25 protein-coding genes are annotated in these 25194 nt (G+C 70.6%); 10 read left to right on the top strand and 15 right to left on the bottom strand.

Features of this window, described 5'->3' with window-relative positions:
- Positions 1–118: 118 nt before the first annotated feature.
- Positions 119–613: a GNAT family N-acetyltransferase gene (locus tag ACZ3UD_RS07835; RefSeq protein WP_465583535.1), complete on the bottom strand. Its 495-nt coding sequence runs from the start codon at positions 611–613 to the stop codon at positions 119–121.
- A 400-nt stretch (positions 614–1013) separates the two neighbouring features.
- Between ACZ3UD_RS07835 and ACZ3UD_RS07830 the strand changes: the two genes are divergently transcribed.
- Positions 1014–1964: a helix-turn-helix domain-containing protein gene (locus ACZ3UD_RS07830; protein WP_465583532.1), complete on the top strand. Its 951-nt coding sequence runs from the start codon at positions 1014–1016 to the stop codon at positions 1962–1964.
- A 13-nt stretch (positions 1965–1977) separates the two neighbouring features.
- On the opposite strand, the gene ACZ3UD_RS07825 is transcribed toward ACZ3UD_RS07830, so the two are convergent.
- The 4 genes from ACZ3UD_RS07825 to ACZ3UD_RS07810 all read right to left on the bottom strand — a co-directional run bounded on the left by ACZ3UD_RS07825 (position 1978) and on the right by ACZ3UD_RS07810 (position 5978).
- On the bottom strand, positions 1978–2772 hold the full coding sequence (locus tag ACZ3UD_RS07825; RefSeq protein WP_465583530.1) for a histidine phosphatase family protein: 795 nt from the start codon (positions 2770–2772) through the stop codon (positions 1978–1980).
- Positions 2773–2926: 154 nt separating this feature from the next.
- Positions 2927–4537 (bottom strand): monocarboxylate uptake permease MctP, encoded by a 1611-nt coding sequence (gene mctP, locus ACZ3UD_RS07820; RefSeq protein WP_465583528.1) that lies wholly within the window; start codon positions 4535–4537, stop codon positions 2927–2929.
- Positions 4534–4797, bottom strand: coding sequence for a DUF3311 domain-containing protein (locus ACZ3UD_RS07815; RefSeq protein ID WP_465583525.1), 264 nt, complete (start codon positions 4795–4797; stop codon positions 4534–4536). Before ACZ3UD_RS07815 ends, mctP begins: the two co-directional genes overlap by 4 nt.
- A gap of 389 nt (positions 4798–5186) precedes the next feature.
- The gene (locus tag ACZ3UD_RS07810) at positions 5187–5978 is read right to left on the bottom strand and encodes a GntR family transcriptional regulator (RefSeq protein WP_465583523.1); all 792 of its coding nucleotides are present in this window, start codon (positions 5976–5978) and stop codon (positions 5187–5189) included.
- 337 nt (positions 5979–6315) lie between these two features.
- Here ACZ3UD_RS07810 and ACZ3UD_RS07805 point away from each other — a divergent pair, with 337 nt between their 5' ends.
- The 7 genes from ACZ3UD_RS07805 (at position 6316) to ACZ3UD_RS07775 (ending at position 16094) form a co-directional block, all read left to right on the top strand.
- Positions 6316–7596: an extracellular solute-binding protein gene (locus tag ACZ3UD_RS07805; protein ID WP_465583520.1), complete on the top strand. Its 1281-nt coding sequence runs from the start codon at positions 6316–6318 to the stop codon at positions 7594–7596.
- A gap of 90 nt (positions 7597–7686) precedes the next feature.
- The gene (locus ACZ3UD_RS07800; RefSeq protein WP_465583518.1) at positions 7687–8712 is read left to right on the top strand and encodes a carbohydrate ABC transporter permease; all 1026 of its coding nucleotides are present in this window, start codon (positions 7687–7689) and stop codon (positions 8710–8712) included.
- The gene (locus ACZ3UD_RS07795; RefSeq protein ID WP_465583515.1) at positions 8709–9539 is read left to right on the top strand and encodes a carbohydrate ABC transporter permease; all 831 of its coding nucleotides are present in this window, start codon (positions 8709–8711) and stop codon (positions 9537–9539) included. Before ACZ3UD_RS07800 ends, ACZ3UD_RS07795 begins: the two co-directional genes overlap by 4 nt.
- Before the next feature lie 6 nt (positions 9540–9545).
- Positions 9546–11099, top strand: coding sequence for a glycoside hydrolase family 3 protein (locus ACZ3UD_RS07790; protein WP_465583512.1), 1554 nt, complete (start codon positions 9546–9548; stop codon positions 11097–11099).
- 423 nt (positions 11100–11522) lie between these two features.
- A complete protein-coding gene (locus ACZ3UD_RS07785; protein WP_465583509.1) occupies positions 11523–12836 on the top strand; it encodes an extracellular solute-binding protein in 1314 nt (437 codons plus the stop codon).
- 234 nt (positions 12837–13070) lie between these two features.
- Entirely contained in the window at positions 13071–14129 is a 1059-nt protein-coding gene (locus tag ACZ3UD_RS07780) for an SIS domain-containing protein (protein WP_465583506.1), read from the top strand.
- 444 nt (positions 14130–14573) lie between these two features.
- Positions 14574–16094: a sensor histidine kinase gene (locus ACZ3UD_RS07775; protein WP_465583503.1), complete on the top strand. Its 1521-nt coding sequence runs from the start codon at positions 14574–14576 to the stop codon at positions 16092–16094.
- 452 nt (positions 16095–16546) lie between these two features.
- Here ACZ3UD_RS07775 and ACZ3UD_RS07770 read toward each other — a convergent pair whose 3' ends face one another.
- Both ACZ3UD_RS07770 and ACZ3UD_RS07765 read right to left on the bottom strand, forming a co-directional pair.
- Positions 16547–16798 (bottom strand): WhiB family transcriptional regulator, encoded by a 252-nt coding sequence (locus tag ACZ3UD_RS07770; RefSeq protein ID WP_014138019.1) that lies wholly within the window; start codon positions 16796–16798, stop codon positions 16547–16549.
- A gap of 368 nt (positions 16799–17166) precedes the next feature.
- Positions 17167–18138, bottom strand: coding sequence for a diacylglycerol/lipid kinase family protein (locus ACZ3UD_RS07765; protein WP_465583500.1), 972 nt, complete (start codon positions 18136–18138; stop codon positions 17167–17169).
- 50 nt (positions 18139–18188) lie between these two features.
- Here ACZ3UD_RS07765 and ACZ3UD_RS07760 point away from each other — a divergent pair, with 50 nt between their 5' ends.
- Positions 18189–18605 (top strand): hypothetical protein, encoded by a 417-nt coding sequence (locus ACZ3UD_RS07760; RefSeq protein ID WP_465583497.1) that lies wholly within the window; start codon positions 18189–18191, stop codon positions 18603–18605.
- An 83-nt stretch (positions 18606–18688) separates the two neighbouring features.
- Here the strand turns inward: ACZ3UD_RS07760 and ACZ3UD_RS07755 are convergent, their stop codons facing one another.
- From ACZ3UD_RS07755 to sodN, 5 genes are all read right to left on the bottom strand, one after another.
- Positions 18689–19687, bottom strand: a complete 999-nt coding sequence (locus ACZ3UD_RS07755) for an RNA polymerase sigma factor SigF (RefSeq protein WP_465583494.1) — start codon at positions 19685–19687, stop codon at positions 18689–18691.
- A gap of 149 nt (positions 19688–19836) precedes the next feature.
- Complete coding sequence (locus ACZ3UD_RS07750; RefSeq protein WP_380438548.1) at positions 19837–20247, bottom strand: ATP-binding protein; 411 nt, start codon at positions 20245–20247, stop codon at positions 19837–19839.
- Positions 20248–20493: 246 nt separating this feature from the next.
- The gene (locus tag ACZ3UD_RS07745) at positions 20494–20970 is read right to left on the bottom strand and encodes a GNAT family N-acetyltransferase (RefSeq protein ID WP_465583491.1); all 477 of its coding nucleotides are present in this window, start codon (positions 20968–20970) and stop codon (positions 20494–20496) included.
- A 9-nt stretch (positions 20971–20979) separates the two neighbouring features.
- Entirely contained in the window at positions 20980–21363 is a 384-nt protein-coding gene (locus ACZ3UD_RS07740) for a nuclear transport factor 2 family protein (protein ID WP_465583488.1), read from the bottom strand.
- 311 nt (positions 21364–21674) lie between these two features.
- A complete protein-coding gene (gene sodN / locus ACZ3UD_RS07735; RefSeq protein ID WP_045699892.1) occupies positions 21675–22070 on the bottom strand; it encodes a superoxide dismutase, Ni in 396 nt (131 codons plus the stop codon).
- Positions 22071–22328: 258 nt separating this feature from the next.
- Here sodN and sodX point away from each other — a divergent pair, with 258 nt between their 5' ends.
- Complete coding sequence (gene sodX / locus ACZ3UD_RS07730; RefSeq protein ID WP_465583664.1) at positions 22329–22691, top strand: nickel-type superoxide dismutase maturation protease; 363 nt, start codon at positions 22329–22331, stop codon at positions 22689–22691.
- A 3-nt stretch (positions 22692–22694) separates the two neighbouring features.
- Here sodX and ACZ3UD_RS07725 read toward each other — a convergent pair whose 3' ends face one another.
- The 3 genes from ACZ3UD_RS07725 to ACZ3UD_RS07715 all read right to left on the bottom strand — a co-directional run bounded on the left by ACZ3UD_RS07725 (position 22695) and on the right by ACZ3UD_RS07715 (position 25172).
- Positions 22695–23282: a CGNR zinc finger domain-containing protein gene (locus ACZ3UD_RS07725; protein WP_465583484.1), complete on the bottom strand. Its 588-nt coding sequence runs from the start codon at positions 23280–23282 to the stop codon at positions 22695–22697.
- A gap of 115 nt (positions 23283–23397) precedes the next feature.
- Entirely contained in the window at positions 23398–24201 is an 804-nt protein-coding gene (locus tag ACZ3UD_RS07720; RefSeq protein ID WP_465583481.1) for an amino acid ABC transporter ATP-binding protein, read from the bottom strand.
- Positions 24198–25172, bottom strand: coding sequence for an amino acid ABC transporter permease (locus ACZ3UD_RS07715; protein ID WP_465583478.1), 975 nt, complete (start codon positions 25170–25172; stop codon positions 24198–24200). Before ACZ3UD_RS07715 ends, ACZ3UD_RS07720 begins: the two co-directional genes overlap by 4 nt.
- Positions 25173–25194: the final 22 nt, after the last annotated feature.

The raw sequence follows: 25194 nt of genomic DNA, 5'->3' as shown, positions 1-25194 counted from the left end.
ATCGACTGTCGCGACGTGTCAATGAGACGTGTCTTGATCTGTGGTTTATATCAAAAGACGTCTGGTGATCGTCTGCCGGTCACCGGGAGGGGGACGGCCGGTGAGCCGCCGTGGGGTGTCAGAACGTCATGGTGTAGACCATCAGGTCCATCCCCGGGTACGGCGCCCAGTCGCGCGCCGGGGTGCGCACGAAGCCGATGCGCTCGTAGACGCGGTGGGCGGCGGTCATCTCGGGGCGGGTGGAGAAGGCCATGCCGGCCAGGCCGAGTTCGCGGCTGCGGGCGACGGTGGCGCGCACCAGGGCCTCGCCGACGCCGCGGCCGCGGGAGGCGGCGGCGGTGGCGAGCATCCGGATCTCGCCCTCCCGGGGGGTGGCGATGTCGGCCCACTCGGTGCCGCCGACGGCGAAGGTCACGCAGCCGAGGACCCGTTCGTCGGCCGGGTCGACGGCGACCAGGAGTTCGGCCTCGCGGGAGCGGCGTCCGGCGTCCCGCAGCAGGTCGACGTAGCCGCTCGTGGGCTTGGTGTAGCCGTCGCCGACGAAGGCCTCGACGGTGATCCGGCCGGCCTCTTCGAGGTCGCGCGGGAGGGCCTGGCGGATGAGGAAGTCCATCGGGTCAGTGTGCCGGAGCCGTGGGGGGTGCTGATCTGGGGGGTGGAGCGGACCGGGAGGGTGGCCGGGTCGGCGGAGGGGCGCAGCGAGGCAGCGGGCATGGTGCCGTACAGCCGGTCGGGGCGGTCGAGGTCGGCGGGGTAGCCGCCCGGGCGGTGGTGGTTGTCGCGGCCGGCGGCGGGGCCGCGGGAGAGTTCGCGGCCGATCAGGGTGCCGAGCAGGCCGAAGCCGCCGACGGCGCCGGCCAGGCCGAGTGCGCTTGCGAGGGTGCCGGGTTCCATGGGCACCACTGTGGCCGGGCGGTGCGGGTGCCCACGAGTGGCAGGAATGACCTTTTGCCTCGAAATCCTGCCACCCCGGCCCTTCCCCGCATCCGGTCGGCCGGGGCATGCTGGTCGGCATGCTGAAGAACGTGGTCGCGGTGGTGCTGGAGGAGGTCCACCCCTTCGAACTGGGCGTGGCCTGCGAGGTCTTCGGCCTGGACCGCACCGCGGACGGCCTGCCCGGGTACGACTTCGCGCTGGCCGGAGCCCGTCCGGGCCCGCACGCGACCCACTCGGGCTTCGCGGTGGACGTCCCGTACGGCCCGGAGCGGCTGGCCGCGGCGGACCTGGCGGTGGTGACGGCCTCGGCGGTCCGCGAGCGGTACCCGGAGCCGCTGCTGGAGGCGCTGCGCGCGGTGGTGGCGAACGGCGGCCGGGTGCTGTCCATCTGCAGCGGCGCCTTCGTGCTGGGCGCCGCCGGGCTGCTGGACGGCCGCCGCTCGACCACCCACTGGCGGCACAGCGAGGAGCTGGCCGAGCGCTTCCCGAGGACGGTGGTCGAGCCGGACGTGCTGTACGTGGACGACGACCCGGTGGTCACCTCGGCGGGTACGGCGGCCGGCATCGACGCCTGTCTGCACCTGGTGCGCAAGGTGCAGGGTGCGGAGGTGGCCCGGGGTATCGCCCGCCGGATGGTGGTGGCGCCGCACCGGGAGGGCGGGCAGGCCCAGTTCGTGAACCGTCCGCTGCCGCAGGGGGACGGCGACTCGCTGGCGCCGCTGCTCGACTGGATGCGCCACCACCTGGACGAGGAGGCCACCGTCGAACAGCTGGCCGCCCGGGCGCACATGTCGCCGCGCACCTTCGCCCGGCGTTTCCAGCAGGAGACCGGCACCACCCCGCACCGCTGGCTGACCGGGCAGCGGGTGCTGCTGGCGCAGCGGCTGCTGGAGTCGACCACCGAGTCGGTGGACGTGATCGCCGCGCGCTGCGGCTTCGGCAACGCGGCCGCGCTGCGCCACCACTTCGGGCGCCGGCTGGGCACCACGCCGCTGGCCTACCGGCGTTGCTTCGCCGACACCTGCTGATCCCGGCCGGTCGTCAGTCGGTGTCGGCGGCCAGGTGGTCGACGCTGTTCCAGTGGTCCGGCCGCAGCCGCCCCTCCTGGACCCGCCAGAGGCTGGTGGAGCAGTTGTGCACCGGCCCGAGCGCGGTGAGCTGCTGCTCGGTCAGCCGGTCCAGCGCGTAGCGCAGCATCAGCACCGTGCAGTCGTGGGCGACCAGCAGGACGGGCCGTCCGGCCTCCTCCTCGCAGACGTCCCGCAGCAGGCTGCGCACCCGCAGCGCGACGTCGGCCCAGGACTCGCCGCCGGGCGGGCGGTAGTACAGCTCACCCATCTTGCGCCGCCGGGCCGCCTCCTCGGGGTGCTTGGTCTCGATGGCGGCCTTCGGCAGCATCTCCAGGACGCCGAGTTCGCGGTCGCGCAGCCGCTCGTCGTAGCGGACGGCCAGGGTGACGGGGACGGCGCCGAGCCCGGCGGCCTGGGCGAGGGCGATCCGGGCGGTCTCGGCGGTGCGCGTGTACGGCGAGCACCAGACGCTGCGCGGGCGGTCGGCGCTGGGCAGGGCGGCCCACCAGCGGCCGAGTGCCTGGGCCTGCCGCTGGCCTTGCAGCGACAGCGGGATGTCGGCGTCGCGGCAGCTGATCGGGACGCTGAGCGCGCCGGCGGCCTCGGCCAGCTGGAACTCGACGTTGGCGGTGGACTCGCCGTGCCGGGTGGCGATCAGCACGGACGGCAGCCGGGTGGCCGACGCCGGGCGGTGGGCGGTGACGTGGTGGTGCGGGCTCTGGGTGGACTGGTGCTGGCCGTTGAGGGTGGTGCCGAGTTCTGCCATGCCGCGAGCTCCCCGTGGGTCGATCAGGTTCCGGCCGGTCGCCGGTCCGGTCTGGTGGTGCCCGGCGTGCACGCCTGTTCATACATATGATCGCGCCGCCTTCTCCAGTGTTCACGGAGAAGGCGGCACGATCACAGGGCGCGCGCAGCGGCAATCAGTGCGCCGCTACGGGCTCCGGCGCGTTCTTCAGCTCGTCGTCGCCGGCCTCGGCGCTGTAGTCGGACGGCTTGGTCTCGTCCGGGCCGTCGGGCGCCTTGACCGCGCGCAGGACCAGGGTGAGCGCCACCGCGACGATCAGGTTGAGCGTGAAGGCGGTCAGGCCGATGTAGCCGATCTCGCCGATGCCGGGGATCTTGTCCGCGTTGCCGCCGAAGTGCTTGGTGGCCGGGCTGGCGATCCCGTAGGCCTTCCAGGTGCCGTAGACCATGCCGGCCGCCCAGCCGGCGAACAGCGCCCAGTGGTGGAACCAGCGGGTGAACAGGCCGCCGACGATGGCCACGAAGGTCTGCAGGATCCACAGGCCGCCCAGCAGCTGGAGGTTGATCGCGGCCTGCTTGTCCATGCCGAGCACGAAGACCAGCGCGCCGACCTTGACCAGCAGCGAGACCAGCTTGGCGACGCGGGTCTCGTCGGCCGGGGTGGCGGCGGGCTTGAGCCACTCCTTGTAGACGTTGCGGGTGAACAGGTTGGCCGCGGCGATGGACATGATGGCGGCCGGCACCAGCGCGCCGATGCCGATCGCGGCGAAGGCCACGCCGGTGAACCAGTCCGGGAACATGTTCGCGAACAGCTGCGGCACCGAGAGCTGGGAGTTGTAGCCCTTGACGCCGCTGCCGACGCCCGCCGCGATCGCCATGAAGCCCAGCAGCGCCAGCAGGCCGAGCATCAGCGAGTACGCGGGCATGATCGCCATGTTGCGGCGCACGGTGTTGCGGGACTTGGAGGCCAGCACGCCGGTCACCGAGTGCGGGTACATGAACAGCGCCATCGCCGAGCCGAGGCCCAGCGTCGCGTACGTCCACTGTTTGTTGTCCGGGACGGTCAGCGAGCCGGTCCTGGTCTGCTTGAAGTGCTCCGCGACCGTGCCGAAGATGTGCCCGTAGCCGCCGAGGCGGATCGGGATGTAGATCACCGCGACGATGATCACGATGTAGACCAGGGCGTCCTTGACGAAGGCGATCAGCGCCGGGGCGCGCAGGCCGGAGGAGTAGGTGTAGGCGGCCAGCACGCCGAAGGCGATGAACAGCGGCAGGTCCTTGACGAACCAGTTGGCGTGCTCGCCGCCGCCGACGCCGAGCACGTCCAGCACGGCCTGGATGCCGACCAGTTGGAGGGCGATGTACGGCATGGTGGCCAGGATCCCGGTCAGCGCGACGACCAGGGACAGCGGCCGCGAGCCGTACCGGCCGCGGACGAAGTCGGCCGGGGTGACGTAGCCGTGCACCCGGGAGACCGACCAGAGCCGGGGCAGGAAGAGGAAGACCAGCGGGTAGGCGATGATCGTGTACGGCACCGCGAAGAAGCCCGCCGCGCCGGTCGCGTACACCGCCGCCGGGACGGCCACGAAGGTGTACGCGGTGTAGAGGTCGCCGCCGAGCAGGAACCAGGTCACCCAGGTCCCGAAGCTGCGCCCGCCCAGGCCCCACTCGTCCAGGTGGGCCGCGTCGTCCGCGCGGCGCCAGCGCGAGGCCAGGAAGCCCATCACGGTGACCAGGGCGAAGAACAGCACGAAGACCACGAGGGCCGGCACGTTGACGTCCTTCATCGCGCACCGCCGTTCCGGGCCGCCGCGCGGGCCTTCTCGTCCCGGTTGATCAGCAGGTAGGCGGCGACGGTGAAGACCGCCGACACCGGCACCCAGAGCAACTGGTACCAGTAGAAGAAGGGCATCCCGGCCACCGCCGGGTCGGTCTTGTCGTACGAGGACACCCAGAGCATCGCGACGATCGGCACGAGCAGGGCGAGCCCGGCCAGCACCCGCTCGGGGGTCACGGCCGGGACGGGCAGCCCGGCTGGCTCGGGCATGACAGGTTCGGTGGGGGCTTGGTCAGACGGCATCTTCGGCTCCGCTCCGGAGGGTTCTCGCCGTCGGCGCCGCAGCCCCGGGAGCGGTCGCGCACTCCCGTGAGCCCGCCGAGCAGCACCATCGGTGATCGGCAGTCAGTACGGCTGCGCAATCTAGAGCATGAGGTGATCCATGTCACCGGAATGGCGGAAACTTTCCGCCATCCGGACGCGGTTGCTCGCCCCCTCGCCCCCTCGCCCCCTCGCCTCTGGGCCGCTCGGAACGGTGCGGGCACCGGCGCGCGGGTCGCGTGCGCCGGTGCCCGTGGTGCGAAGGGGCCCGAAGGGCGGAGTGCGCCCACGTCGGACGCCTGCTCCGTACGGCCGCTCGGTACGGCCGCTCGGTACGGCTACTCCGGCCGCTTCAGCCGGGTGATGAACTTGTAGCGGTCGCCGCGGTAGATCGAGCGGACCCACTCCACCGGGTCGCCCTCGGCGTCGAAGGAGTGCCGGGAGAGCTGGAGCATCGGCAGGCCGAGGTCGGAGCCGAGCAGCCCGGCCTCGCGCGGGTTGGCCAGGGTGGTCTCGATGGTCTCCTCGGCCTCGGCCACGGTGACCCCGTACACCTCGCGCAGCGCCGCGTACAGCGAGGTGTGCTTGCCGAGGTTCTTGCGCAGGGCGGGGAAGCGCTTGGCGGACAGGTGGGCGACCTCGATGGCCATCGGGTCGCCGTTGGCCAGCCGCAGCCGCTCGATCCGCAGTACCCGGCCGCCGGGCTTGATGTCGAGCAGCGGGGCGAGCCGGTCGTCGGCGGTGATGTAGCCGATCTCGATCAGCCGGGAGGTGGGCTCCAGGCCCTGGGCGCGCATGTCCTCGGTGTAGGAGGTCAGTTGCAGGGCCTGGGCGACCTTGGGCTTGGCCACGAAGGTGCCCTTGCCCTGGATGCGCTCCAGCCGGCCCTCGACCACCAGTTCCTGCAGGGCCTGGCGCACGGTGGTGCGCGAGGTGTCGAACTGGGCGGCGAGCGCCCGTTCGGGCGGAACCGGGGTGCCGGCGGGCTGGGTCTCGGTCAGCTGGAGGAGGTGGCGCTTGAGGCCGTAGTACTTGGGGACGCGCGCGGTCGGGTCGGCGCCGGCCTGCGCCGGGAGGTTCTTCACCTCGGGGTCGTCGGCCTGGGCGGTGGTTCCCCCGTCGCTGCTCATCGGACCTGTTCTCCCGCTTCTCGCGGGGCCCTTTACAGCCCCGCCACATCGTTAACGGGTCACATCGTTGCATGTATGGCTACGGAACGAATACCTCATCACGCGATGAACGATGTGCGGTGTCGGCTTGATAACGGGTGGTCGAGATCGGTCGAACAGCCGTTGACAGGCCCATTGGTCTAGGCCAAGCTCCAGGCATCTGGTCTACACCACTAGGCCGGTAACGATGATTCCCCCCACCCGTCCGCAGGGGTCCGCGGCACCAATTCTCCCGCTTCGTGTGGGTCTGCCGCTGCCGCCAGACGGGGGTAACCCAGGCATCCCTCAGGAGGATGGCGTGAAGCGTCAGCTCATCGCGGCGGTCGGCGTCGCAGCAATGGTCGTCGGTCTCGCGGCTTGCGGCTCGGACGGCAAGAGCGACGACAGCAAGGGCGGTTCGTCCTCGGCGGCCAAGAACTTCGACGGCAAGACCCTCACCGTGTGGCTGATGGACGGCTCGGCCCCCAAGGGCTGGGAGGACAGCGTCAAGGCGGACTTCGCCGCCGCCTACCCGGGTGCCAAGCTCGACATCCAGACCCAGAAGTGGAACGGCATCGGCCAGAAGGTCACCGCCGCCCTCTCCGAGGGCTCGGTCGACGTCCTGGAGATCGGCAACACCCAGACGGCGGGCTACGCGGCCACCGGCGGCCTGCTCGACATCACCAAGGACAAGAGCGACCTGGGCGGCGCGGACTGGGCCGCGAACCTGAACGAGTCCTCGATCCTCGAAGGCAAGCAGTACGCCGCCCCGTGGTACTTCACCAACCGCGTGGTGACCTACAACAAGGACATCTGGACCAAGGCCGGCATCACCGCCGCGCCGAAGACCCTGGACGAGTTCTACGCCGACCTGGACAAGGTCAAGGCCGTCCCGGGCGTCACCGACCCGCTCTACATGCCGGGTCAGGAGTGGTACACCTACTTCGGCCTGCTGACCAGCGAGGGCGGCAAGTTCGCCAAGAAGGACGGCGACAAGTGGGCCGGCGGCCTGTCGTCCCCCGAGGCGCAGAAGGCCTTCGAGACCTACAAGAAGCTGCAGAGCTACTCGGCCACCGCCCCGAAGGACAAGGACGAGGCCACCCCGCAGCAGAAGGACGTCTTCGCCAAGGGCGACATCGGCACCATCATCGGCCTCGGCTGGGAGATCCCGAAGCCCGAGGAGATGGCCGCCGACAAGATCGGCTACTTCCCGCTCCCCGGCAAGACCGCGGACAAGCCGTCCAGCGTCTTCCTCGGCGGCTCGAACCTGGCGATCGCCCAGCAGACCAAGAACCCCGAGCTCGCCAAGGGCTTCCTGAAGATCGCCCTCAGCGACAAGAACGAGGGTCTGTTCGCCGCCGCCGGCTCGATCCCGAACAAGGCCTCGCTCAACAGCAAGGTCGCCGGCGACTTCGCCAAGGCCGCCCTGCCGGCCTCCGCCAACGGCGCGGTCACCCCGAACGTTCCGACCTGGACCAACGTCGAGAACGAGCCGAACCCGATCAAGGACTTCCTGACCGCGGCGCTGACCGGCGACTACGCCGCCGCGGCCAAGAAGGCCGACGACGAGATCGCGAAGCGTCTCAACACCAAGCAGTAAGCAGTTGAGCGGCGTAGCTCACCGGCTCCCGGCGGGGAGCCGGTGGGCGGCGCCTGTCCGTCGTGGTCAGGTTGTGAGGAAGAGAGAACGATGGCTGTGCATTCGGACCCGGTGCGGACACAGTCCCCGGACACAGGGAAGGCCGCCGTGGCCACCACCGACGTGATCGCCGGCGACGGCGCCGGAAGCACTCCGGGGAAGGCCGGCAGAACCACCGGCGAACCGGGCCTCGGCGCCCGTCTCGCGCCGTACCTCCTGCTGCTGCCGGCCACCGTGGCCACCATCGGCCTGCTGGGCTGGCCGTTGCTCAAGACGGTCCTGCTGTCGTTCCAGAACCTCAACAAGCGGCAGTTCATCCAGCACCTGACCGAGTGGAACGGCTTCGACAACTACAAGGAGCAGCTCACCGACTCGGAGTTCTGGACGGTCACCGGCCGCACGATCGGCTTCACCGCGGTCAACGTGGTGCTGATCATGGTCGGCGGCACCCTGATCGGCCTGCTGCTCAACCGCCTCGGCAAGAGGATGCGCCTGGCGCTGTCGGTCGCGCTGGTCCTCGCCTGGGCGATGCCGGTGGTGGCCGCGACCACCGTCTACACCTGGCTCTTCGACCAGAACTTCGGCGTCGTCGACTGGTTCCTGGACCAGCTGGGCTGGCACTCGATGGCCCACTTCAACTGGTACAGCGGCGAGTACTCGACCTTCTTCGTGATCGTGCTGCTGATCGTGTGGATGTCGATCCCGTTCGTGGCGATCAACATGTACGCCGCGCTGACCACCATCCCCAAGGAGCTCTACGAGGCCGCCCGGATGGACGGCGCCGGCCCCGTCAAGACCTTCACCGCGGTGGTCTTCCCCAGCCTGAAGCCCTTCTTCCTGGCCACGACCTTCCTGGAGATCATCTGGGTCTTCAAGGCCTTCACCCAGGTCTACCTGATCAACCACGGCGGACCGGACGGGCTGACCCGCACGCTGCCGGTGCACGCCTTCCTGGAAGGCATCGGCGCCCAGCGCTTCGGCGCGGGCTCCGCGATCGCGGTGCTCACCATCCTGATGCTGGCCGCGCTGATGTCGTACTACTTCCGCATCATCCTGAAGCAGGAGGACGAGCTGTGAGGCGCTCGCTCATCGGACGTACCTGGCCGAACGTGATCGCGGTCGTCCTCTTCGTCTTCTTCGTTTTCCCCGTCTACTGGATGATCTCCACGTCCTTCAAGCAGGACCAGGACATCATCAGCCGGATCCCGGTCTTCCTCCCGCTGGACGCGACCTTCGCCCACTTCGACCGGGCCGTGCACGCCGACAACTTCTGGACGTACGTCACCAACAGCCTCACGGTGACCATCGGCGCGGTGCTCATCTCGCTGGCCGTCGCGACCCTGGCGTCCTTCGCCGTCGCCCGGATGAGGTTCCGCGGCCGCAAGTCCTTCGTGCTGGTCATCATGGCGGCCCAGATGGCGCCGTGGGAGGTCATGACCATCGGCGTCTACATGCTCTCCCGCGACAACGACCTGCTGAACAGCCTCGTCCCGCTCACCGCCTTCTACATGATGATGGTGCTGCCCTTCACCATCTGGACGCTGCGCGGCTTCATCGCCGCGGTGCCGAAGGAGCTGGAGGAGTCGGCCATGGTGGACGGCTGCACCCGCACCCAGGCCTTCCTGAAGGTGATCTTCCCGCTGCTGGCCCCCGGCCTGATGTCGACCTCGCTGTTCGGCTTCGTCACCGCGTGGAACGAGTTCCCGCTCGTCCTGTGGCTGAACAAGAAGCCCGACAGCCAGACCCTGCCGCTGTGGCTGTCGTCCTTCCAGACCAACTTCGGCACGGACTGGGGCGCCACCATGGCCGCGTCGACCCTCTTCGCGGTCCCGATCCTGATCCTGTTCTTCTTCCTGCAGCGCAAGGCGGTCGGCGGTCTGACCGACGGCGCCGTGAAGGGCTGAGCCAACGTGAGCATCCTCGTTCCCACCGCCCCGGACAGCGACCAGCTGCACCGCGACGCCCTGACCGTCCTGCAGCCCGGCTTCGTCGGCACCGAGCCGCCGGCCTGGCTGCGCCGCCACCTGGCCGCCGGGCTCGGCTCGGTCGCGCTGTTCGACCGCAACGTGGTCGACCTCGACCAGCTCTCCGCGCTGACCCGGGCGCTGCGCGCGGAGAACCCCGACCTCCTGATCGCCATCGACGAGGAGAGCGGCGACGTGACCCGGCTGGAGGCGGGCTCCGGCTCGTCCTGGCCCGGCAACCTCGCGCTCGGCGCGATCGACGACCCGGCGCTGACCCGGGACGTCGCCCGCGAGCTGGGCCGGGCGCTGGCCGCGGCCGGCGTCAACTACAACTGGGCGCCCACCGCCGACGTCAACTCCAACCCGCGCAACCCGGTCATCGGTGTCCGCTCCTTCGGCGCCGACCCCGAACTGTGCGCCCGGCACACCGCCGCCTGGGTCGAGGGCCTGCAGTCGGCCGGCGTGGCCGCCTGCTCCAAGCACTTCCCCGGCCACGGCGACACCGCGGTGGACTCGCACCACGGCCTGCCGGTCATCGACGTCGACCTGGACGTGCTGCGCGCCCGCGACCTGGTGCCGTTCCAGGCCGCGATCGCGGCCGGCACCAAGGCCGTGATGACCGCCCACATCATGATCCCGGCGCTGGACCCGATGCTGCCGGCCACCTTGAGCCCGACCGTGCTGCGCGACCTGCTGCGCGCCGCCCCGGCCGACGGCGGCCTCGGCTACCAGGGCCTGATCGTCAGCGACGCGATCGAGATGGGCGCCATCGCCGACACCTTCGGCATGGGCGAGGGCACCGTGCTGGCCCTGGCGGCCGGCGCGGACGCGATCTGCGTCGGCGGCGGGCTGGCCGACGAGGAGACCGTGCTGATGCTGCGCGACGCCATCGTGGCGGGCGTGCGCTCGGGCCGGCTCACCGAGGAGCGGCTGACGGACGCCGCCGAACGGGTCCGGGCGCTGGGCAGTTGGGGCCGGATCTCGGCCCAGGGCGAGCGGGTGGAGCCGGACCTGGCGGTGGGCCTGCGGGCCGCGCGCCGAGCGCTGCGGGTGGTCCGGGCGCCGGGCCGCGAGGTGCTGCCGGTGAGTGAGCGCCCGTACGTGGCCTCGTTCTCGGACGAGCCGAACATCGCGGTCGGCGACGTCACCCCGTGGGGCGTGGCCGGCATGCTGGCGGACCGCTTCCCCGGCACCCGCACCCGCGAGGTGTCGGCCGCCGAGGCCGCCCCGGAGCTGCTGGACGCCCTGGTCGCCGAGCTGGTGGCCGGCGCCGAGGGCCGCCGCCTGGTGCTGGTGGTCCGGGACGCCCACCGGCACGCGTGGATGTCCGCCGTGCTGAGCCGCCTGGTGGCGGCCCGGCCGGACGCCGCGGTGGTGGAGATGGGGCTGCCCCAGTCCGAGCCGATCGGCGCGCTCCACATCGCCACCCACGGCGCCGCCCGGGTCTGCGGGCTGGCGGCCGTGGAGGTGCTCACCGGGCAGCCGGGAGCGATCGGCTGAACCGATCGACGAGACGCCACCGGCCGTGTCCGGGAGGCGTCGGCCGACGGGCCCGTCATGCGTATGCCGCATGGCGGGCCCGATGCGTTCTCCCGGTGTCGACCTGCGCTTTCGTCAGGTGACCGTGTTCCCTCAAGTGAGCCTTAAATCCGCCTCAAGTCCCACCGAGGGTGACGGCCCGGCGACTGATCGCCACGCGGTACAACGGCTCTGCAACGGCCCTGGAAACAGGGGTGGTTGGCCGTTGACACCACACTTGGTCTAGGCCAGAGTCCATGCATCCGGTTCGAATTCGAACGTCGCCGGATGTGGTATCGCGCCCTCCTCGAAGCTCTGCGCCGCCCCTGCCCGGACTCTCCGCCGCGGGCGCCCATCACGCTGTCGGCGGGCATCACCGGCTCTTGAACACCCTCGGAGGATGGCGTGAAGAAGCGTCAGCTCGTGTCCGCGCTCGGGATCACGGCCCTGGCCGCCGGACTGACGGCCTGTTCCTCGTCCGGTTCACCCTCGGGAGGCGGCACGGGCTCCTCCGTCGACCCGAAGGCCGCCACCGGCACCGTCACCGTCTGGCTGATGGACGACGCCCAGAAGAACTGGCCCGACATCGTCCAGCGGGTCAACGACGAGTTCGCGGCGAAGTACCCGGGCGTCAACCTCAAGCTGGTCTACCAGGGCTGGGCCGACAAGGTCGGCAGGCTCGACAAGGCCCTCGCCGACGGCAACGCCCCCGACGTGGTCGAACTCGGCAACACCGAGACCATGAAGTACGTGCTCTCCGGCGCGCTCGCCCCGGTGGACCGCACCACCTTCGACAACTCCGACACCTGGATCAAGGCGCTCGCCAACACCTGCACCTACCAGGACAAGCTGTGGTGCGTGCCGTACTACGCCGGCGCCCGGGTCGCCATCTACAACTCCACCGGCTTCCAACAGGCCACCGGCAGCGCGGAGTTCCCCAAGACCGAGGCCGACCTGCTGGCCGCCCTGGACCGGATCGCCGACAAGAACAAGGCCGACAGGACCTTCTCCCCGCTCTACCTGCCCGGCCCGTACTGGTACGCCGCGATGAGCTACGTGGCCGCGTACGGCGGCAGCATCGCCAAGTTCGACAGCGCCGGCAACTGGCACGGCACCCTGCACGACCCCAAGTCCCAGCAGGGCATCAGCCACTTCGCCGACCTGGTGCGCAAGTACAACAAGGGCGACCTGACGGTGAACGAGCAGAACCAGTTCGAGTCGATGGCCCGCGGGCACGCCGCCTCCTTCTACGGCAACGGCTTCGAGGCGGCCAGCGTCACCGCGCCGGTCACCGGCGACCCGAGCCTCAAGGACGCCGTCAAGGTGGCCACCATGCCCGGTCCGGACGGCAAGCCGCTGCCCACCTTCATCGGCGGCTCCGACCTCGCGGTCACCGCCAAGTCCCCGCAGGCGGCGCCGGCCACCGACTGGATCCGGATGTTCACCAGCACCAAGTCCGAGCAGGCGCTGGCCGACAAGGACATCCTGCCGAACAACCTCACCCAGCTGAACCCGCTGAGGAACAAGCCCACCACCGCCGCTGCGGCCAACGCCGTCCCGGACGCCTGGTTCACCCCGCTGGCGCCCGGCTGGGGCGCGGTGGAGAAGCAGAAGATCATCCCCGACATGCTGACCTCGATCCTCAAGGGCAAGTCCGTGGACCAAGCCACCAAGGACGCCGACGCCGCGATCGACCAGCTGATCAACAACCCGTCCTGACACCGGAGGACCGCTGCCGCACGCCCCTGCCCGCCGCCGGGAGCGGCGGCGCGGCGGGGGCGGCGGGAGGGGGCGGGAGGGGGCGGTCCGGGGGTGCCCGGCGCGGGGCGCCCTCGTAGGATTGCGCCAGGAGACCAGGAAGACCGCAGCGAGTGTGCGGACTCGCCGCCGTAGAGATCCCCGTCGGGTGACTGCCCGGGCGGGGTCGACCCATCTCATCGGAGGCACACCCAGATGTCCGACCCGCAGACCGTTTCCGTTCCCGGCCGGATCATGGCGGCGGAGATGGCCGAGCAGCCAGCCGTCCTCCAGCGCATCCTCGACGAGGGCGCGCCCAAGATCCGCGACATCGCGGCCCAGATCGCCGCCCGCAGCCCCCGCTTCGTCCTGCTGACCGCGCGCGGCACGTCCGACAACGCGGCGCTCTACGCCAAGTACCTGATCGAGATCCTGCTCGGCAAGCCGGCCGGCCTGACCTCGATGTCCACCACCACCGCGTACGGCGCCAAACCGGACCTCACCGATGTCCTGGTCATCACCGTCAGCCAGTCCGGCGGCTCGCCGGACCTGGTCGCCTCCACCAAGGCCGCCCGCGAGGCCGGGGCGGTCACCCTCGCCGTCACCAACAACCCCGGCTCCCCGCTGGCCGAGGTCTCCGAGTTCCACATCGACGTGCTGGCCGGACCGGAGCAGGCGCTGCCGGCCACCAAGACCTACACCGCCGAGCTGCTGGCGCTCTACCTGCTGGTCGAGGGCCTGCGGGGCGGGGACGGCTCGGCCGCCGAGGAGCTGCCCGCGCTGGCCGCCGGCGTGCTGTCCCGGCAGGCCGAGGTGAAGGCGCTGGCCGAGCGCTACCGCTTCGCCCAGCGCCTGGTCATCACCTCGCGCGGCTACGGCTACCCGACCGCCCGCGAGGCGGCGCTCAAGTTGATGGAGACCACGTACATCCCGGCCACCCCGTTCTCCGGCGCCGACCTGCTGCACGGCCCGCTGGCCATGGTGGACAACGTCTCGCCGGTCATCGCGATCGTCCCGGACGGCAAGGGCGGCGAGGCCCTGCAACCGGTGCTGGACCGGCTGCGCGGGCGCGGCGCGGACCTCATGGTGATCGGCCAGCAGGCCCAGGTGGACGCCGCCTCGGCGGGCTTCGCGCTGCCGGCCGGCGTGCCCGAGGAGGTCCAGCCGATCCTGGAGATCATGCCGCTGCAGCATCTGGCCTACGAGGTCACCATCGCCCGCGGCCAGGACCCGGACGCCCCGCGCGCCCTCGCCAAGGTCACCGAGACCCGCTGACGGGCGCGGCCGAATCGAGCCGGCCCTCTGTCCACAGGCTGTGGACAGAGGGCCGGCTCTCTGAGCGGCGGAACATGGTTTCGGTGGGAGAGCCCCGACGGTCCGCCGCTGACGGGGAAGTGCCCAAAAAGCACTACGGGCCACGGCGCCGACACGGGACCCTCAACCCGTGCGGCACCGCAGCCCGGAGCTGTCGTCGGGCACCGGAGTCGACCGAGGACTGTGCGGGGTCCTCACTCGGTGGTGTCCGACCGAGGAGAAGGCCGCGCGCGGTCAGGGCAGTTGCGCGGTGGGCCTCTCCTTGGTGCCCTTTCATTGTGGACTAGACCAATCTGGGTTGTCCAGGCCGGCCGGAAAATTGGTCTAAACAACTTCGGGCAGTCGGCGACGGCCACCGCACGGTCCGCCGCGCCCGGCCCCGACCGGCGGCGCTACGCTCGCCATGTGCCCTCGCTGAACGAACTCGTCCGCCGCCACACCACCCTCACCGGGGCCGACGTGGAATGGCTCCACATGCTGGTCTCGGAGTGGCAGCTGCTCTCCGACCTCTCCTTCGCCGACCTGGTGCTGTGGATCCCCACCTGGGACGGCATCCGCTACGTCTCGGTGGCGCAGATGCGGCCCAACACCGGGCCCACCTCCTACCAGGACGACATGGTCGGCCACCTCGTCCCGCGCGGGCGCCGCCCGCTGCTGGACGCCGCCTTCGACGAGGGGCGGATCGTGCGCGAGGGCGACCCGGAGTGGCGCGAGGAGGTCCCGGTCCGGGTCGAGTCCATCCCGGTCCGGCGCGAGGGCAAGGTGCTCGGGGTGATCGCCCGCAACACCAACCTGCTGACCGTCCGCACCCCCAGCCGGCTGGAGCTCACCTACCTGCAGAGCGCCTCCGACCTGGCCCAGATGATCGCCGCCGGCAGCTTCCCGTTCCCCGGCGTCGAGCAGGCCGACATGGACGCCGCGCCCCGGGTCGGCGACGGCCTGATCCGGCTGGACGCGGACGGCGTGGTCACCTACGCGAGCCCCAACGCCCTCTCCGCGTACCACCGGCTCGGCCTCACCACCGACCTGGTCGGCAGCCACCTCGGCCGGGCCACCGCCGACCTCGCCCCGCCGTCCCGCTCGGCCGTCCACGAGGCGCTGGTGAAGCTGGCCAGCGGCTGGGCGCCGCGGCAGACCGAGGTGGAGGCGCAGGGGGGCGTGGTGACCCTGCGTGCGATCCCGCTCAAGCCCAAGGGTTCCCTGACCGGTTCACTGGTGCTCTGCCGGGACGTCACCGAGCTGCGCCGCCGTGACCGCGAGTTGATGACCAAGGACGCCACCATCCGGGAGATCCACCACCGGGTGAAGAACAACCTGCAGACCGTCGCCGCGCTGCTGCGGCTGCAGTCCCGCCGGATGGAGTCGGAGTCCGGCCGGGCCGCACTGGACGAGGCGGTGCGCCGGGTCGGCTCGATCGCGATCGTGCACGAGACGCTCTCCCAGGCGCTGGACGAGCAGGTGGCCTTCGACGAGATCGCCGACCGGGTGCTGGCGATGGTGATGGAGCTGTCCCAGGACGGCCGGGTCGCGACCCGCCGCACCGGCAGCTTCGGCATCCTCTCCGCCGAGGTGGCCACCCCGCTGTCGATGGTGCTGACCGAGCTGCTGCAGAACGCGCTGGAGCACGCCTTCGGCCCGACGGCCTCCGGGAACCTGGAGGTGAGCGCGCTGCGCGGACGGGCGCCGGCGACCGGCATGGGCTGGTCGGACAGCTGGAACGGCGGCGCCAGGCCGGAGGAGTACCTGCTGATCACGGTGCAGGACGACGGCCGCGGCATGCCGGAGGGCTTCGACCCGAAGACGGCCGGCAACCTCGGGCTGCAGATCGTCCGGACGCTGGCCACCGGCGAGCTCGGCGGCACCTTCGACATGGTGGCCGGCGCGAGCGGCGGCACCAAGGTGATCCTGGAGATCCCCGTCCGCTGAGGCCCGCCGGGAATCTGCGCTGAGGCCCGCCGGGAATTCGTTGCATCGGGGCGCGTGGCGGGGGCGTGCGCTCGGCGGAAGCGCCGGGTGCGCACTCCGCAAGCCCTTACGGGACGGGCGCGGAAACAGAAACGAGGCCCTGTCGACCGGGGGGGGGTGGGTCGACAGGGCCTCTCAACCCGTTCCGGCCGTCGGGGGGAGTCGGCCGGAACGGGGGCTCTGGGTGGTGCGGCACCTCGCCGGTGCGTTGCACACGGTGAGCGCCTCAGCTCCACGATATTGCTCTCTGTGAACAGTATCAAGTGGCTGGACGGTCCGGTGTCGCGGGACCTCGCCGGGCAAGGCCCTTTGTGCGGAAGGCTTCACCAGGAGGTGCAGGGAAGCCTTTGATCATGTGTTGATCGGTACGGCGGTTACTGCTGGTGCTACGGCGTGTGATCAGACGGGGCTGATCAGGCGGTGCGGGCGCGGTTGCGGGCGGCACGGCGCTTCATCGCGCGGCGCTCGTCCTCGCTCATACCGCCCCAGACGCCGGCATCCTGGCCGGTCTCGAGAGCCCACTGGAGGCACTGCTCCATCACCGGGCAGCGGCGGCACACGGCCTTGGCTTCCTCGATCTGCAGCAGAGCAGGACCGGTGTTCCCGATCGGGAAGAACAGCTCCGGGTCCTCTTCGCGGCAGACAGCGCGGTGGCGCCAGTCCATGGTCGTCCAACTCCTCCTGCCGCGGGGGGTGGCCCGATCGGCATAATCGAATGGCTTGTGAATGTGAACGCTTTCACGAATCCCACAACAGCAAAAGAGACCAAAGGCCCGTCGGGCCCGGGTGGTCTGTGCTTGGGGGATTCGGCGATTCGAGGGACACCCCGCGGTCGGTGCTCCTGTGGTTCCGGAGTCGCCGTCGCTGCGATGTGTCCCGATCGCCATGTAGAGGTTCGCAAACCTCGGGCTCGGATACAACCCCCCTCGGGGAGGAATTTTTGATTCTTCGGTGTCGCCTAGCTCACAGCCAGTACTTCTATGGAGTGAAGGGGGCTTGTGCGTTCGAGAAGAAGGGTGAACCCCACTTCCGGTCACACAATCACACGCAGTGCCCGCCGTACGCCTGTGAAACTGACGCGACTCCGGTCTCCAAGATGGTCCCCGTCCACCTGGAACGGGACGGGTTCCTGGGAAACCAAGGTGAAGTGTCTGACGTCGTGATAGGAGACGACGTGTTTTCCGGACGGGCCGGCCGCCGGGGCACCGTCGCTCGAAGGTGCGTACGACCGCAGGATCTGACGGATCGTTCGAGCCGTACCGAACGCCGTCATCACGGTGATTCCGAAGACGTCCAGATCCGTGTCGAAGGAGGCGAGCGGTGAGGGGTAGACCGGACGGTTGCCGAGGAAGGTCCACGGCGAGGTGTTGCTGACTATCGCCAGGACCAGGCCCGGCACGGCCTCGTGGCCCGGCAGTTCCAGGGTCACCGGGCCCCTGCGGCGCTGCTCACGCTGGGTGAAGTAGTGCCGGATCGCCTGCCCCACGTAGAGGGCGTGGGTGGACTTGCGCCCGGCCCGGCGCTGCTCCTCGACCCGGCCGACCACTCCGGCGTCGAAGCCGAGGCCGGCGGTGAAGGTGAACCAGCGGTCCGGCAGGCCCTCGGTCATCGCCTTGCCCAGCCCGATCGGCCGCTCCTGCCCCTGCTCCAGCGCGTTCAGCAGGGCGCCGGTGGCCTCCACCGGGTCGTTGGGCAGGCCCAGCGCGCGGGCGAAGACATTGGTCGAACCGCCCGGCACCACGGCCAGTCGCGGGACCTTCTCGCCCGGGCCCTGCGCCAGCAGCCCGTTCACCACCTCGTTGACGGTGCCGTCACCGCCCAGCGCCACCACCAGGTCGACCGTGCCGTCCTGCGCCGCCTCGCGGGCCAGGTCACGCGCGTGGCCCCGGTACTGCGTCTCGGCGACCTCCAGCTTGAGGTCGCTGCGCAGGGCGTGGATCAGCACGTCTCTGGTCCGGCCACTGGTGGTGGTGGCCTTGTGGTTCACGACCAGGAGAGCGCGCATGGGGAAAGCCTACGGGTCGGTACGGACCAACCGGCGGCTACCCTGCTGGAGTGACCGCAGAAACCCCCGCACCCGCACCCGCTCGCCCGGTTTCGCTCACCCTGGGCGCCGCCATCACCGCCCTGGAGGGCGCCGCGCTGGCCGTCGCCGGCGTCTCGGACATGGTGTCCGCGCTGTCCGGCCAGGCCAAGCAGCTGGCCCTGAACGAGTTCGGCGGCCTGGTCATCGTGCTGCTCGGCGTGCTGCCGATGCTGGCCGCCCGCGCGCTGCTCAAGGAGCGCCGCTGGGGCCGCAGCCCGGCCGTGCTGACCAACTCGATCTGCCTGCCGGTCGCGTACTACATGATCCAGAGCGGCGGCGCGATGATCGCGGTCGGCGCGGTGGTCGGCCTGCTCGGCCTGGTGGGCATCGGCTCGCTGCTGAACCCGAAGTCGACGGCGGCCCTGTACACCCAGCACGAGGGCTGAGCGCACAGGGCCGCCGGGGTCCTGAAGCCTGCGAGCCGAAGCCTGCTGAGCGGCCGCCCGAAGGAGCTGAGTGGCCGTCAGTCCTACTCCTCCACCAGGAGCTTCTCCCGCAGCTGGGCCAAGGTCCGCGCCAGCAGCCGGGACACGTGCATCTGGGAGATCCCCACCTCGGCGGCGATCTGCGACTGGGTCATGTTCCGGAAGAACCGCAGCACCAGGATCTTCTGCTCGCGGGGCGGCAGTTGGGCCAGCAGCGGCTTGAGTGACTCGCGGTACTCGACGCCCTCCAGCGCCTCGTCGGTGGCGCCCAGGGTGTCCGCGACGGCCGGCGACTCGTCGTCGCTGTCCGGCACGTCCAGGGACAGCGTGGAGTACGCGTTGGCCGACTCCAGGCCCTCCAGGACGTCCTCCTCGGAGATCCCCAGGTGCTCGGCCAGCTCGTGCACCGTGGGGGAGCGGCCGTGCCGCTGGGAGAGCTCGCTGGTCGCCGTGGTGAGCGACAGCCGCAGCTCCTGGAGGCGGCGCGGGACGCGCACCGCCCAGCCCTTGTCGCGGAAGTGCCGCTTGATCTCGCCGACGATGGTCGGCGTCGCGTAGGTGGAGAACTCGACCCCGCGCTCGTGGTCGAAGCGGTCCACCGACTTGATCAGCCCGATGGTGGCGACCTGGGTCAGGTCGTCCAGCGGCTCGCCCCGGTTGCGGAAGCGCCGGGCCAGGTGCTCGACCAGCGGGATGTGCATCCGCACCAGCTGGTTGCGCAGCTCGACGCGCTCCGGGGAGCCCTCGGGCAGTGCGGACAGTCGGACGAACAGCGCGCGGGCGGCCTCCCGGTCCGGGGCGCCGGTGCGGTGCGAGCCCTGGGCGGGCACGGCGCCGTGCAGCTCCGCGGCCCCGTCCGCCTGGTCCGGCGGAGGCGTGGAGGCGGGCGTCGGCTCAGACGTCGGCTCGGTCGGGTGGCTCATCCGGTGGGCGTCCTTCGGGTGCGCTTCGTCGTTGGCGGCGAGGCCGGGAACGCTCGCCTGGGTCGGTACGGCAGGGCCCGCCGTCGCGAGGCCGGTACGGTCCAGATCACTCACGGCCATTCCCCCGTTCCGTTCCGGGAGCACCGGGGCCGTCGGCCCCGGCATCGTCTCGTTGGTCGTACCGCGTGGGGGGCGGTACCGGGAGCCGCCCGCCGGGCCCCGGTGGGGGAGCGGCGGACGGCCCTTGCAGGGTGCTGCTCGGTGCCCGGCTAGTGGGCGGCGGACCCGCCGCGCTTCTTGTGCAGGCTGATCGACACGGTTTTGTCCTCGCCGACCGAGGAGTCGACCTCGCCGGCCAGCGCGGAGAGCACCGTCCACGCGAAGGTGTCCCGTTCGGGCGCCTTGCCGTCCGTGGTGGGAGCGGCGACGGTCACCTTCAGCGAGTCGCCGACCAGGCGGAACTCGCAGGACAGCACGGAGCCGGGCACCGCCTGCTGGAGCAGGATGGCGCAGGCCTCGTCCACCGCGATCCGCAGGTCCTCGATCTCGTCGAGGGTGAAGTCCAACCGGGCCGCGAGCCCGGCCGTCGCTGTTCGCAGCACGGAGAGGTAGGCCCCCGCCGCGGGCAGCCGGACCTCCACGAAGTCCTGTACTCCGAGATCGCTGTCGATCTGGGACACCCTTGCCTCCTGGGTGACGCGCTGTGCTTGCTTGGTACCCCCGGTGGGGGGCCTTGCTACCGCTGTTACTACCGCTGTTGCTACCTCACGGAGGGGCGCCGATGCCGCTGATCCGCCATCGCCGCGGGTGCTCCGCACCCCGGTGCGAGAGTTACTCATGGTAAGGCATTGCGACGCTGGGTGGCAGGGCCTTTGCCCGTACTCACCGGTCAGTTCAGCGACTTCTCAGCGACTTCTCAACAACTCTCAACGACTGCCGGCGGCGGTCAGTGCCTCGCCGGTGAGCCGGTAGACGGTCCACTCGTCCATCGGCACCGCGCCGAGCGACTTGTAGAAGTCGATCGAGGGCTGGTTCCAGTCGAGCACCGACCACTCCACCCGCGCGTAGCCGCGCTCGACGGCGATGCGCGCGAGCTCCAGCAGGAGCGCCTTGCCGTGGCCGCCGCCGCGGGCCTCCGGGCGGACGTAGAGGTCCTCCAGGTAGATCCCGTGGGTGCCGCGCCAGGTCGAGAAGTTGAGGAACCAGACCGCGAAGCCGACCGGCTCGCCGGTGGTGTCGTCCTCGGCGATCAGGCCGAACACCGCCGGGTTGGCGCCGAACAGCGCCTCGCGCAGTTGCTCCTCGGTGGCCACCGCCTCCTGCGGGGCCTTCTCGTAGTCCGCGAGTTCGCGGATCATGGCCAGGACGACGGGGACGTCGGTGACGTCGACGGTACGGATCATGCCGCGAGCCTACTGCTCGGGCCCGGTCTCGTCCCAGGCCTGGATCGAGGTCTGGTCGACGATCCGGCCGTCCCGCAGGTCGGCCATCGAGGACATCAGCACCCGCACGCCGTCGGGGTAGCGGCAGGACTCCAGGAAGGCGACGTGATCGCCCTGGACCACCACCTGTTCCAGCTTGTGGGTCATCTCGCGGCCGTAGACGTCGTTCAGCATGGCGCCGATCTCGTCCCGCCCGTGCATCACCAGGGGGTGGCTGGGCTGGGTCTTGCGGTCGACCACGCGCAGTTCGGCGTCCTCGGCGTACAGGGCCAGCAGGGCCTCGGAGTCGCAGCGCTCGATGCCCTCGCGCAGGGCCCGGGTGTCGAAGGCGGACGGCGCCGCCATGGTGGTCATGATCTCGCTCCTCCGGTCGGGTCCGTCGGCTCGTACCTCTGAGCGTACGCCCGGCGGACCCGATCGGAAGCGGCGCGATCCGGGCCGGTCAGCGGGCCGGGACGGTGCGCGGGCAGTCGGACAGGGTGCGGGACCAACGCGCGGGCGATCGGCACCCGTTGCCTCTCGCCCCCGGACCGGCTCAGGAAGCCGCGTTCGGCGAGGTGCCCGGCCCGGACCCGGTGCCCTCGCCCGGCACGGGTCGGGCGTGAACGCACGGCCGCCCCCGTCCGACGGGCGGACGGGGGCGGCCGGGTGGCGACGCGTCAGGCTCAGGCCTGCTTGGTCTCCCAGAAGATCTTGTCGACCTCGGCGATCAGGTCCAGCAGGGCCTGGCCGGTGGCCGGGTCGGTGGACGCCTTGGCGGCCGAGGCGGCCTTCAGGGTGTCGTTGATCAGCTGGTGCAGCTGGGGGTACTTCTCGAAGTGCGGGGCCTTGAAGTAGTCGCTCCACAGCACCGAGATGTGGTGCTTGACGGCCTCGGCGCGCTGCTCCTTGATGATGATGGCGCGGGCGCGGAAGTGCGGGTCCTCGTTGGCCTGGTACTTCTCCTGGGTGGCCTTGACCGACTCGGCCTCAAGCTTGGCCTGCGCCGGGTCGTACACGCCGCAGGGCAGGTCGCAGTGGGCGTGAGCGGTGGCGCGAGGTGCAAACAGACGAGAGAACATGGGAGTCCTTCCTTAGATCGTCTTCCCGCGCCCGAGATTACCCTTCCGCCCGCCGGGTTTCGCGATCGGGCGGTGGGCCTAGGGCGAAAGGCGGACCCGGAACCGGGGTAATCCGGACATCGAACGGATGACGGTCCGTACGGCAGACTGGGTGCGGTTGGTCCGGGAGGAGGAGTCGTGGCGCGGAGCGCGGAGCCGCAGGGCGGTTCGGGGGGCGGCGTGGTGCCGTTCGGGCTGGTCGACGTGGCGGGCCCGTCGATGGTCCCGACCCTGCGCGACGGCGACCAACTGCTAGTCCGCTACGGCGCGCCGATCCGGCCGGGCGCGGTGGTGCTGTTCCGGCACCCCCTCCAGCAGGACCTGCTGGTGGTGAAGCGGGCGGCCGAGCGCCGCCCGAATGGCTGGTGGCTGCTGTCCGACAACCGGCCGGTGGACAGTGACAGCCGCAGCTACGGCCCGGTCCCGGACGACCTGGTGCTCGGCCGGGTGCTGCTGCGGCTGCGCCCGAGCCCGGCCTGGCTGGCGCCGGGCCGCCGGCTGGAGCGGCTGCTGATCAGCCCCCGGCTGGCCCGGGTGCCGGGCCTGACCCGCCGTCTCGGGGTCTTCGTCGAAGAACTCTGAGGCCTACTGCCCGGCGCTGAGCGCCGCCTCGGCCTCCTGGCGCTTGCGGGCCCGGTAGGCGGCCACGTTGGCGCGGGTCGCGCAGCGGTCCGAGCAGTAGCGGCGGGAGCGGTTGGTCGAGGTGTCCAGGTAGGCGTTGCGGCAGGGCGCGGCCTGGCAGATGCCGAGCCGGTCGGCGCCCAGTTCGGTGAGGTGGACGGCCAGGCCCATGCAGGCGACCGCGCTGAAGTGGGCGGTGGCGGTCGGCGAGTTGTCGGCCAGGTGCAGGTGCCAGCGCGGCCGGCCGGCGTCGTCCAGGTAGTCGTGCCCGGACACCAGCGGGCTGACGGGGTACTCCATCAGCAGGCTGTTCAGCAGGTCGACGGCCCGGACCTCGTCCCCCTCGGCGGCGGCCTCGAACACCCCGCGCAGCCTGGTCCGCACGCCCCGCAGCCTGGGCACGTCGGACTCGTCGGCCAGCGCGGCGGCCCGGGAGGAGTCGGAGAACAGGGCGCGCACCGCGTCCACCGAGGTCAGCGTGTCGGTGCCGCGCTCGGGTTCCTCGGTGTTCACCAGCCGAACGGCGAGATCGGCGTACGAGGCGAGCTCCACGGCGGTCCTTCCAGAGAGATCGGTAACGGGCCGGATGCTTCCAGCCTATTACCCGACTGGGCAAAACGTCGGCGCCCGGCAGGAAAGGTGCCTGCCGGGCGCCGGTCGTGCGGGGTCAGAGCACCTTGGAGAGGAAGGCCCTGGTGCGCTCGTGCTGCGGGTTGGTGAGCACCTCGCGGGGGTTGCCGGACTCGACCACCACACCGCCGTCCATGAACACCAGCGCGTCGCCGACCTCGCGGGCGAATCCCATCTCGTGGGTGACGACCACCATGGTCATGCCCTCCTCGGCGAGGCCGCGCATGACGTCCAGGACGTCGCCGACCAGCTCCGGGTCGAGCGCCGACGTGGGCTCGTCGAAGAGCATCAGCTTGGGCTTCATGGCCAGCGCGCGGGCGATCGCCACGCGCTGCTGCTGGCCGCCGGAGAGCTGTGAGGGATAGTTCTTCGCCTTGTCGGCGAGGCCGACCCGCTCCAGCAGGGCCATGCCGCGCTCGCGGGCGTCGGCCCTGCTCTCGCCCTTGACCTGGACCGGCGCCTCGATGATGTTCTCTATGGCGGTCATGTGCGGGAACAGGTTGAAGCGCTGGAACACCATGCCGATGTCGCGGCGCTTCAGGGCGACCTCGCGGTCCTTGAGCTCGTGGAGCTTGTCGCCCTTCTGCCGGTAGCCGACCAGCTCGCCGTCCACCCAGAGGCGGCCGCCGTTGATCTTCTCCAGGTGGTTGATGCACCGCAGGAAGGTCGACTTGCCGGAGCCGGACGGTCCGATCAGGCAGAACACCTCGCGCTGCTTGACCTCCAGGTCGATGCCCTTGAGGACCTCGACCAGGCCGTAGGACTTGTGCACCCCTTCGGCGCGGACCATGGGCCCGGCGGCCGCGACGGAGTCGGCGGGCGTCTTGGTCAGATCGGTCATACGTGACCACCTCCCTCAAGCCCCGGGACGACGTCGGCGGTCGTCTTAGGGGTGGGCCTCCCGGCGAACAGGCCCCGAAGCCGTTGCAGCGGGGTGGGTGGGAGGGTGCGGTTGGAGCCGCGGGCGTAGTAGCGCTCGATGTAGTACTGGCCGATGGTCAGCACGGAGGTGAAGAACAGGTACCAGAGGCTGACCACGATCAGCAGCGGGATGTTCTGGTAGTTCCGAGAGTAGATGACCTGGCCGGCCCGGAAGATCTCCTCCAGGGAGATCACGGAGACCAGCGAGGTGGTCTTGAGCATCGAGATGGTCTCGTTGCCGGTCGGCGGGATGATCACCCGCATGGCCTGCGGCAGGACGACCCGCCGCATGGTCTGGAACCGGCTCATGCCGAGCGCGTGCGCGGCCTCGGTCTGGCCCTCGTCCACCGACTGGATGCCGCCGCGGACGATCTCCGCCATGTAGGCGGCCTCGTTGAGACCGAGGCCCAGCAGCGCGGCGACGAAGGTCGGGATCAGGACGTTGGTCTGCTCCGACCAGAACTCCGGTCCCCACGGGACGCCGATCGACAGCTTGGCCCAGATCAGGCCGAGGAAGTTCCAGATCACCAGCTGCACCAGTACCGGGGTGCCGCGGAAGACCCAGATGTAGACCCAGGCGGTGCCTGCGAGCAGCGGGTTCGGGGACAGGCGCATCACCGCGAGGATGATGCCGCCGACCACACCCATGAGCATGGAGAGGGCGGTCAGCTCCAGCGTCACGACCATGCCGTGCACGATGCTGTCGTGGAACAGGTACTGCCCGACGATGTCCCACTTGAATGCGGGGTTGGTGAAGAGGGCGCTCAGCAGCATCGCCGCGAGTACGGCGATGACGACTGCGCCCGCCCAGCGTCCGGGGTGGCGGACCGGGACGGCCTTGATGGTCTCAGGCCGTCCCGGTCCAGCCGTCCCCTTGTCCAGAGAGTTCACGGTGTGGCCTCGGGGGAGAGAT

This window comes from Kitasatospora sp. NPDC023118 (assembly GCF_055560875.1).
Note: the sequence above shows the minus strand (reverse complement) of the source record. Positions and strands in the feature narration are given on the sequence as shown.

Excerpts from the sequence above, each read along its gene's own strand:
- ACZ3UD_RS07835 (WP_465583535.1), bottom strand. The coding sequence starts at position 613 with ATGGACTTCCTCATCCGCCAGGCCCTCCCGCGCGACCTCGAAGAGGCC.
- ACZ3UD_RS07830 (WP_465583532.1), top strand. The coding sequence starts at position 1,014 with ATGCTGAAGAACGTGGTCGCGGTGGTGCTGGAGGAGGTCCACCCCTTC.
- ACZ3UD_RS07825 (WP_465583530.1), bottom strand. The coding sequence starts at position 2,772 with ATGGCAGAACTCGGCACCACCCTCAACGGCCAGCACCAGTCCACCCAG.
- mctP (WP_465583528.1), bottom strand. The coding sequence starts at position 4,537 with ATGAAGGACGTCAACGTGCCGGCCCTCGTGGTCTTCGTGCTGTTCTTC.
- ACZ3UD_RS07815 (WP_465583525.1), bottom strand. The coding sequence starts at position 4,797 with ATGCCCGAGCCAGCCGGGCTGCCCGTCCCGGCCGTGACCCCCGAGCGG.
- ACZ3UD_RS07810 (WP_465583523.1), bottom strand. The coding sequence starts at position 5,978 with ATGAGCAGCGACGGGGGAACCACCGCCCAGGCCGACGACCCCGAGGTG.
- ACZ3UD_RS07800 (WP_465583518.1), top strand. The coding sequence starts at position 7,687 with ATGGCTGTGCATTCGGACCCGGTGCGGACACAGTCCCCGGACACAGGG.
- ACZ3UD_RS07780 (WP_465583506.1), top strand. The coding sequence starts at position 13,071 with ATGTCCGACCCGCAGACCGTTTCCGTTCCCGGCCGGATCATGGCGGCG.
- ACZ3UD_RS07770 (WP_014138019.1), bottom strand. The coding sequence starts at position 16,798 with ATGGACTGGCGCCACCGCGCTGTCTGCCGCGAAGAGGACCCGGAGCTG.
- ACZ3UD_RS07765 (WP_465583500.1), bottom strand. The coding sequence starts at position 18,138 with ATGCGCGCTCTCCTGGTCGTGAACCACAAGGCCACCACCACCAGTGGC.
- ACZ3UD_RS07755 (WP_465583494.1), bottom strand. The coding sequence starts at position 19,687 with ATGGCCGTGAGTGATCTGGACCGTACCGGCCTCGCGACGGCGGGCCCT.
- ACZ3UD_RS07745 (WP_465583491.1), bottom strand. The coding sequence starts at position 20,970 with ATGATCCGTACCGTCGACGTCACCGACGTCCCCGTCGTCCTGGCCATG.
- ACZ3UD_RS07740 (WP_465583488.1), bottom strand. The coding sequence starts at position 21,363 with ATGACCACCATGGCGGCGCCGTCCGCCTTCGACACCCGGGCCCTGCGC.
- sodN (WP_045699892.1), bottom strand. The coding sequence starts at position 22,070 with ATGTTCTCTCGTCTGTTTGCACCTCGCGCCACCGCTCACGCCCACTGC.
- sodX (WP_465583664.1), top strand. The coding sequence starts at position 22,329 with ATGGTCCCGACCCTGCGCGACGGCGACCAACTGCTAGTCCGCTACGGC.
- ACZ3UD_RS07720 (WP_465583481.1), bottom strand. The coding sequence starts at position 24,201 with ATGACCGATCTGACCAAGACGCCCGCCGACTCCGTCGCGGCCGCCGGG.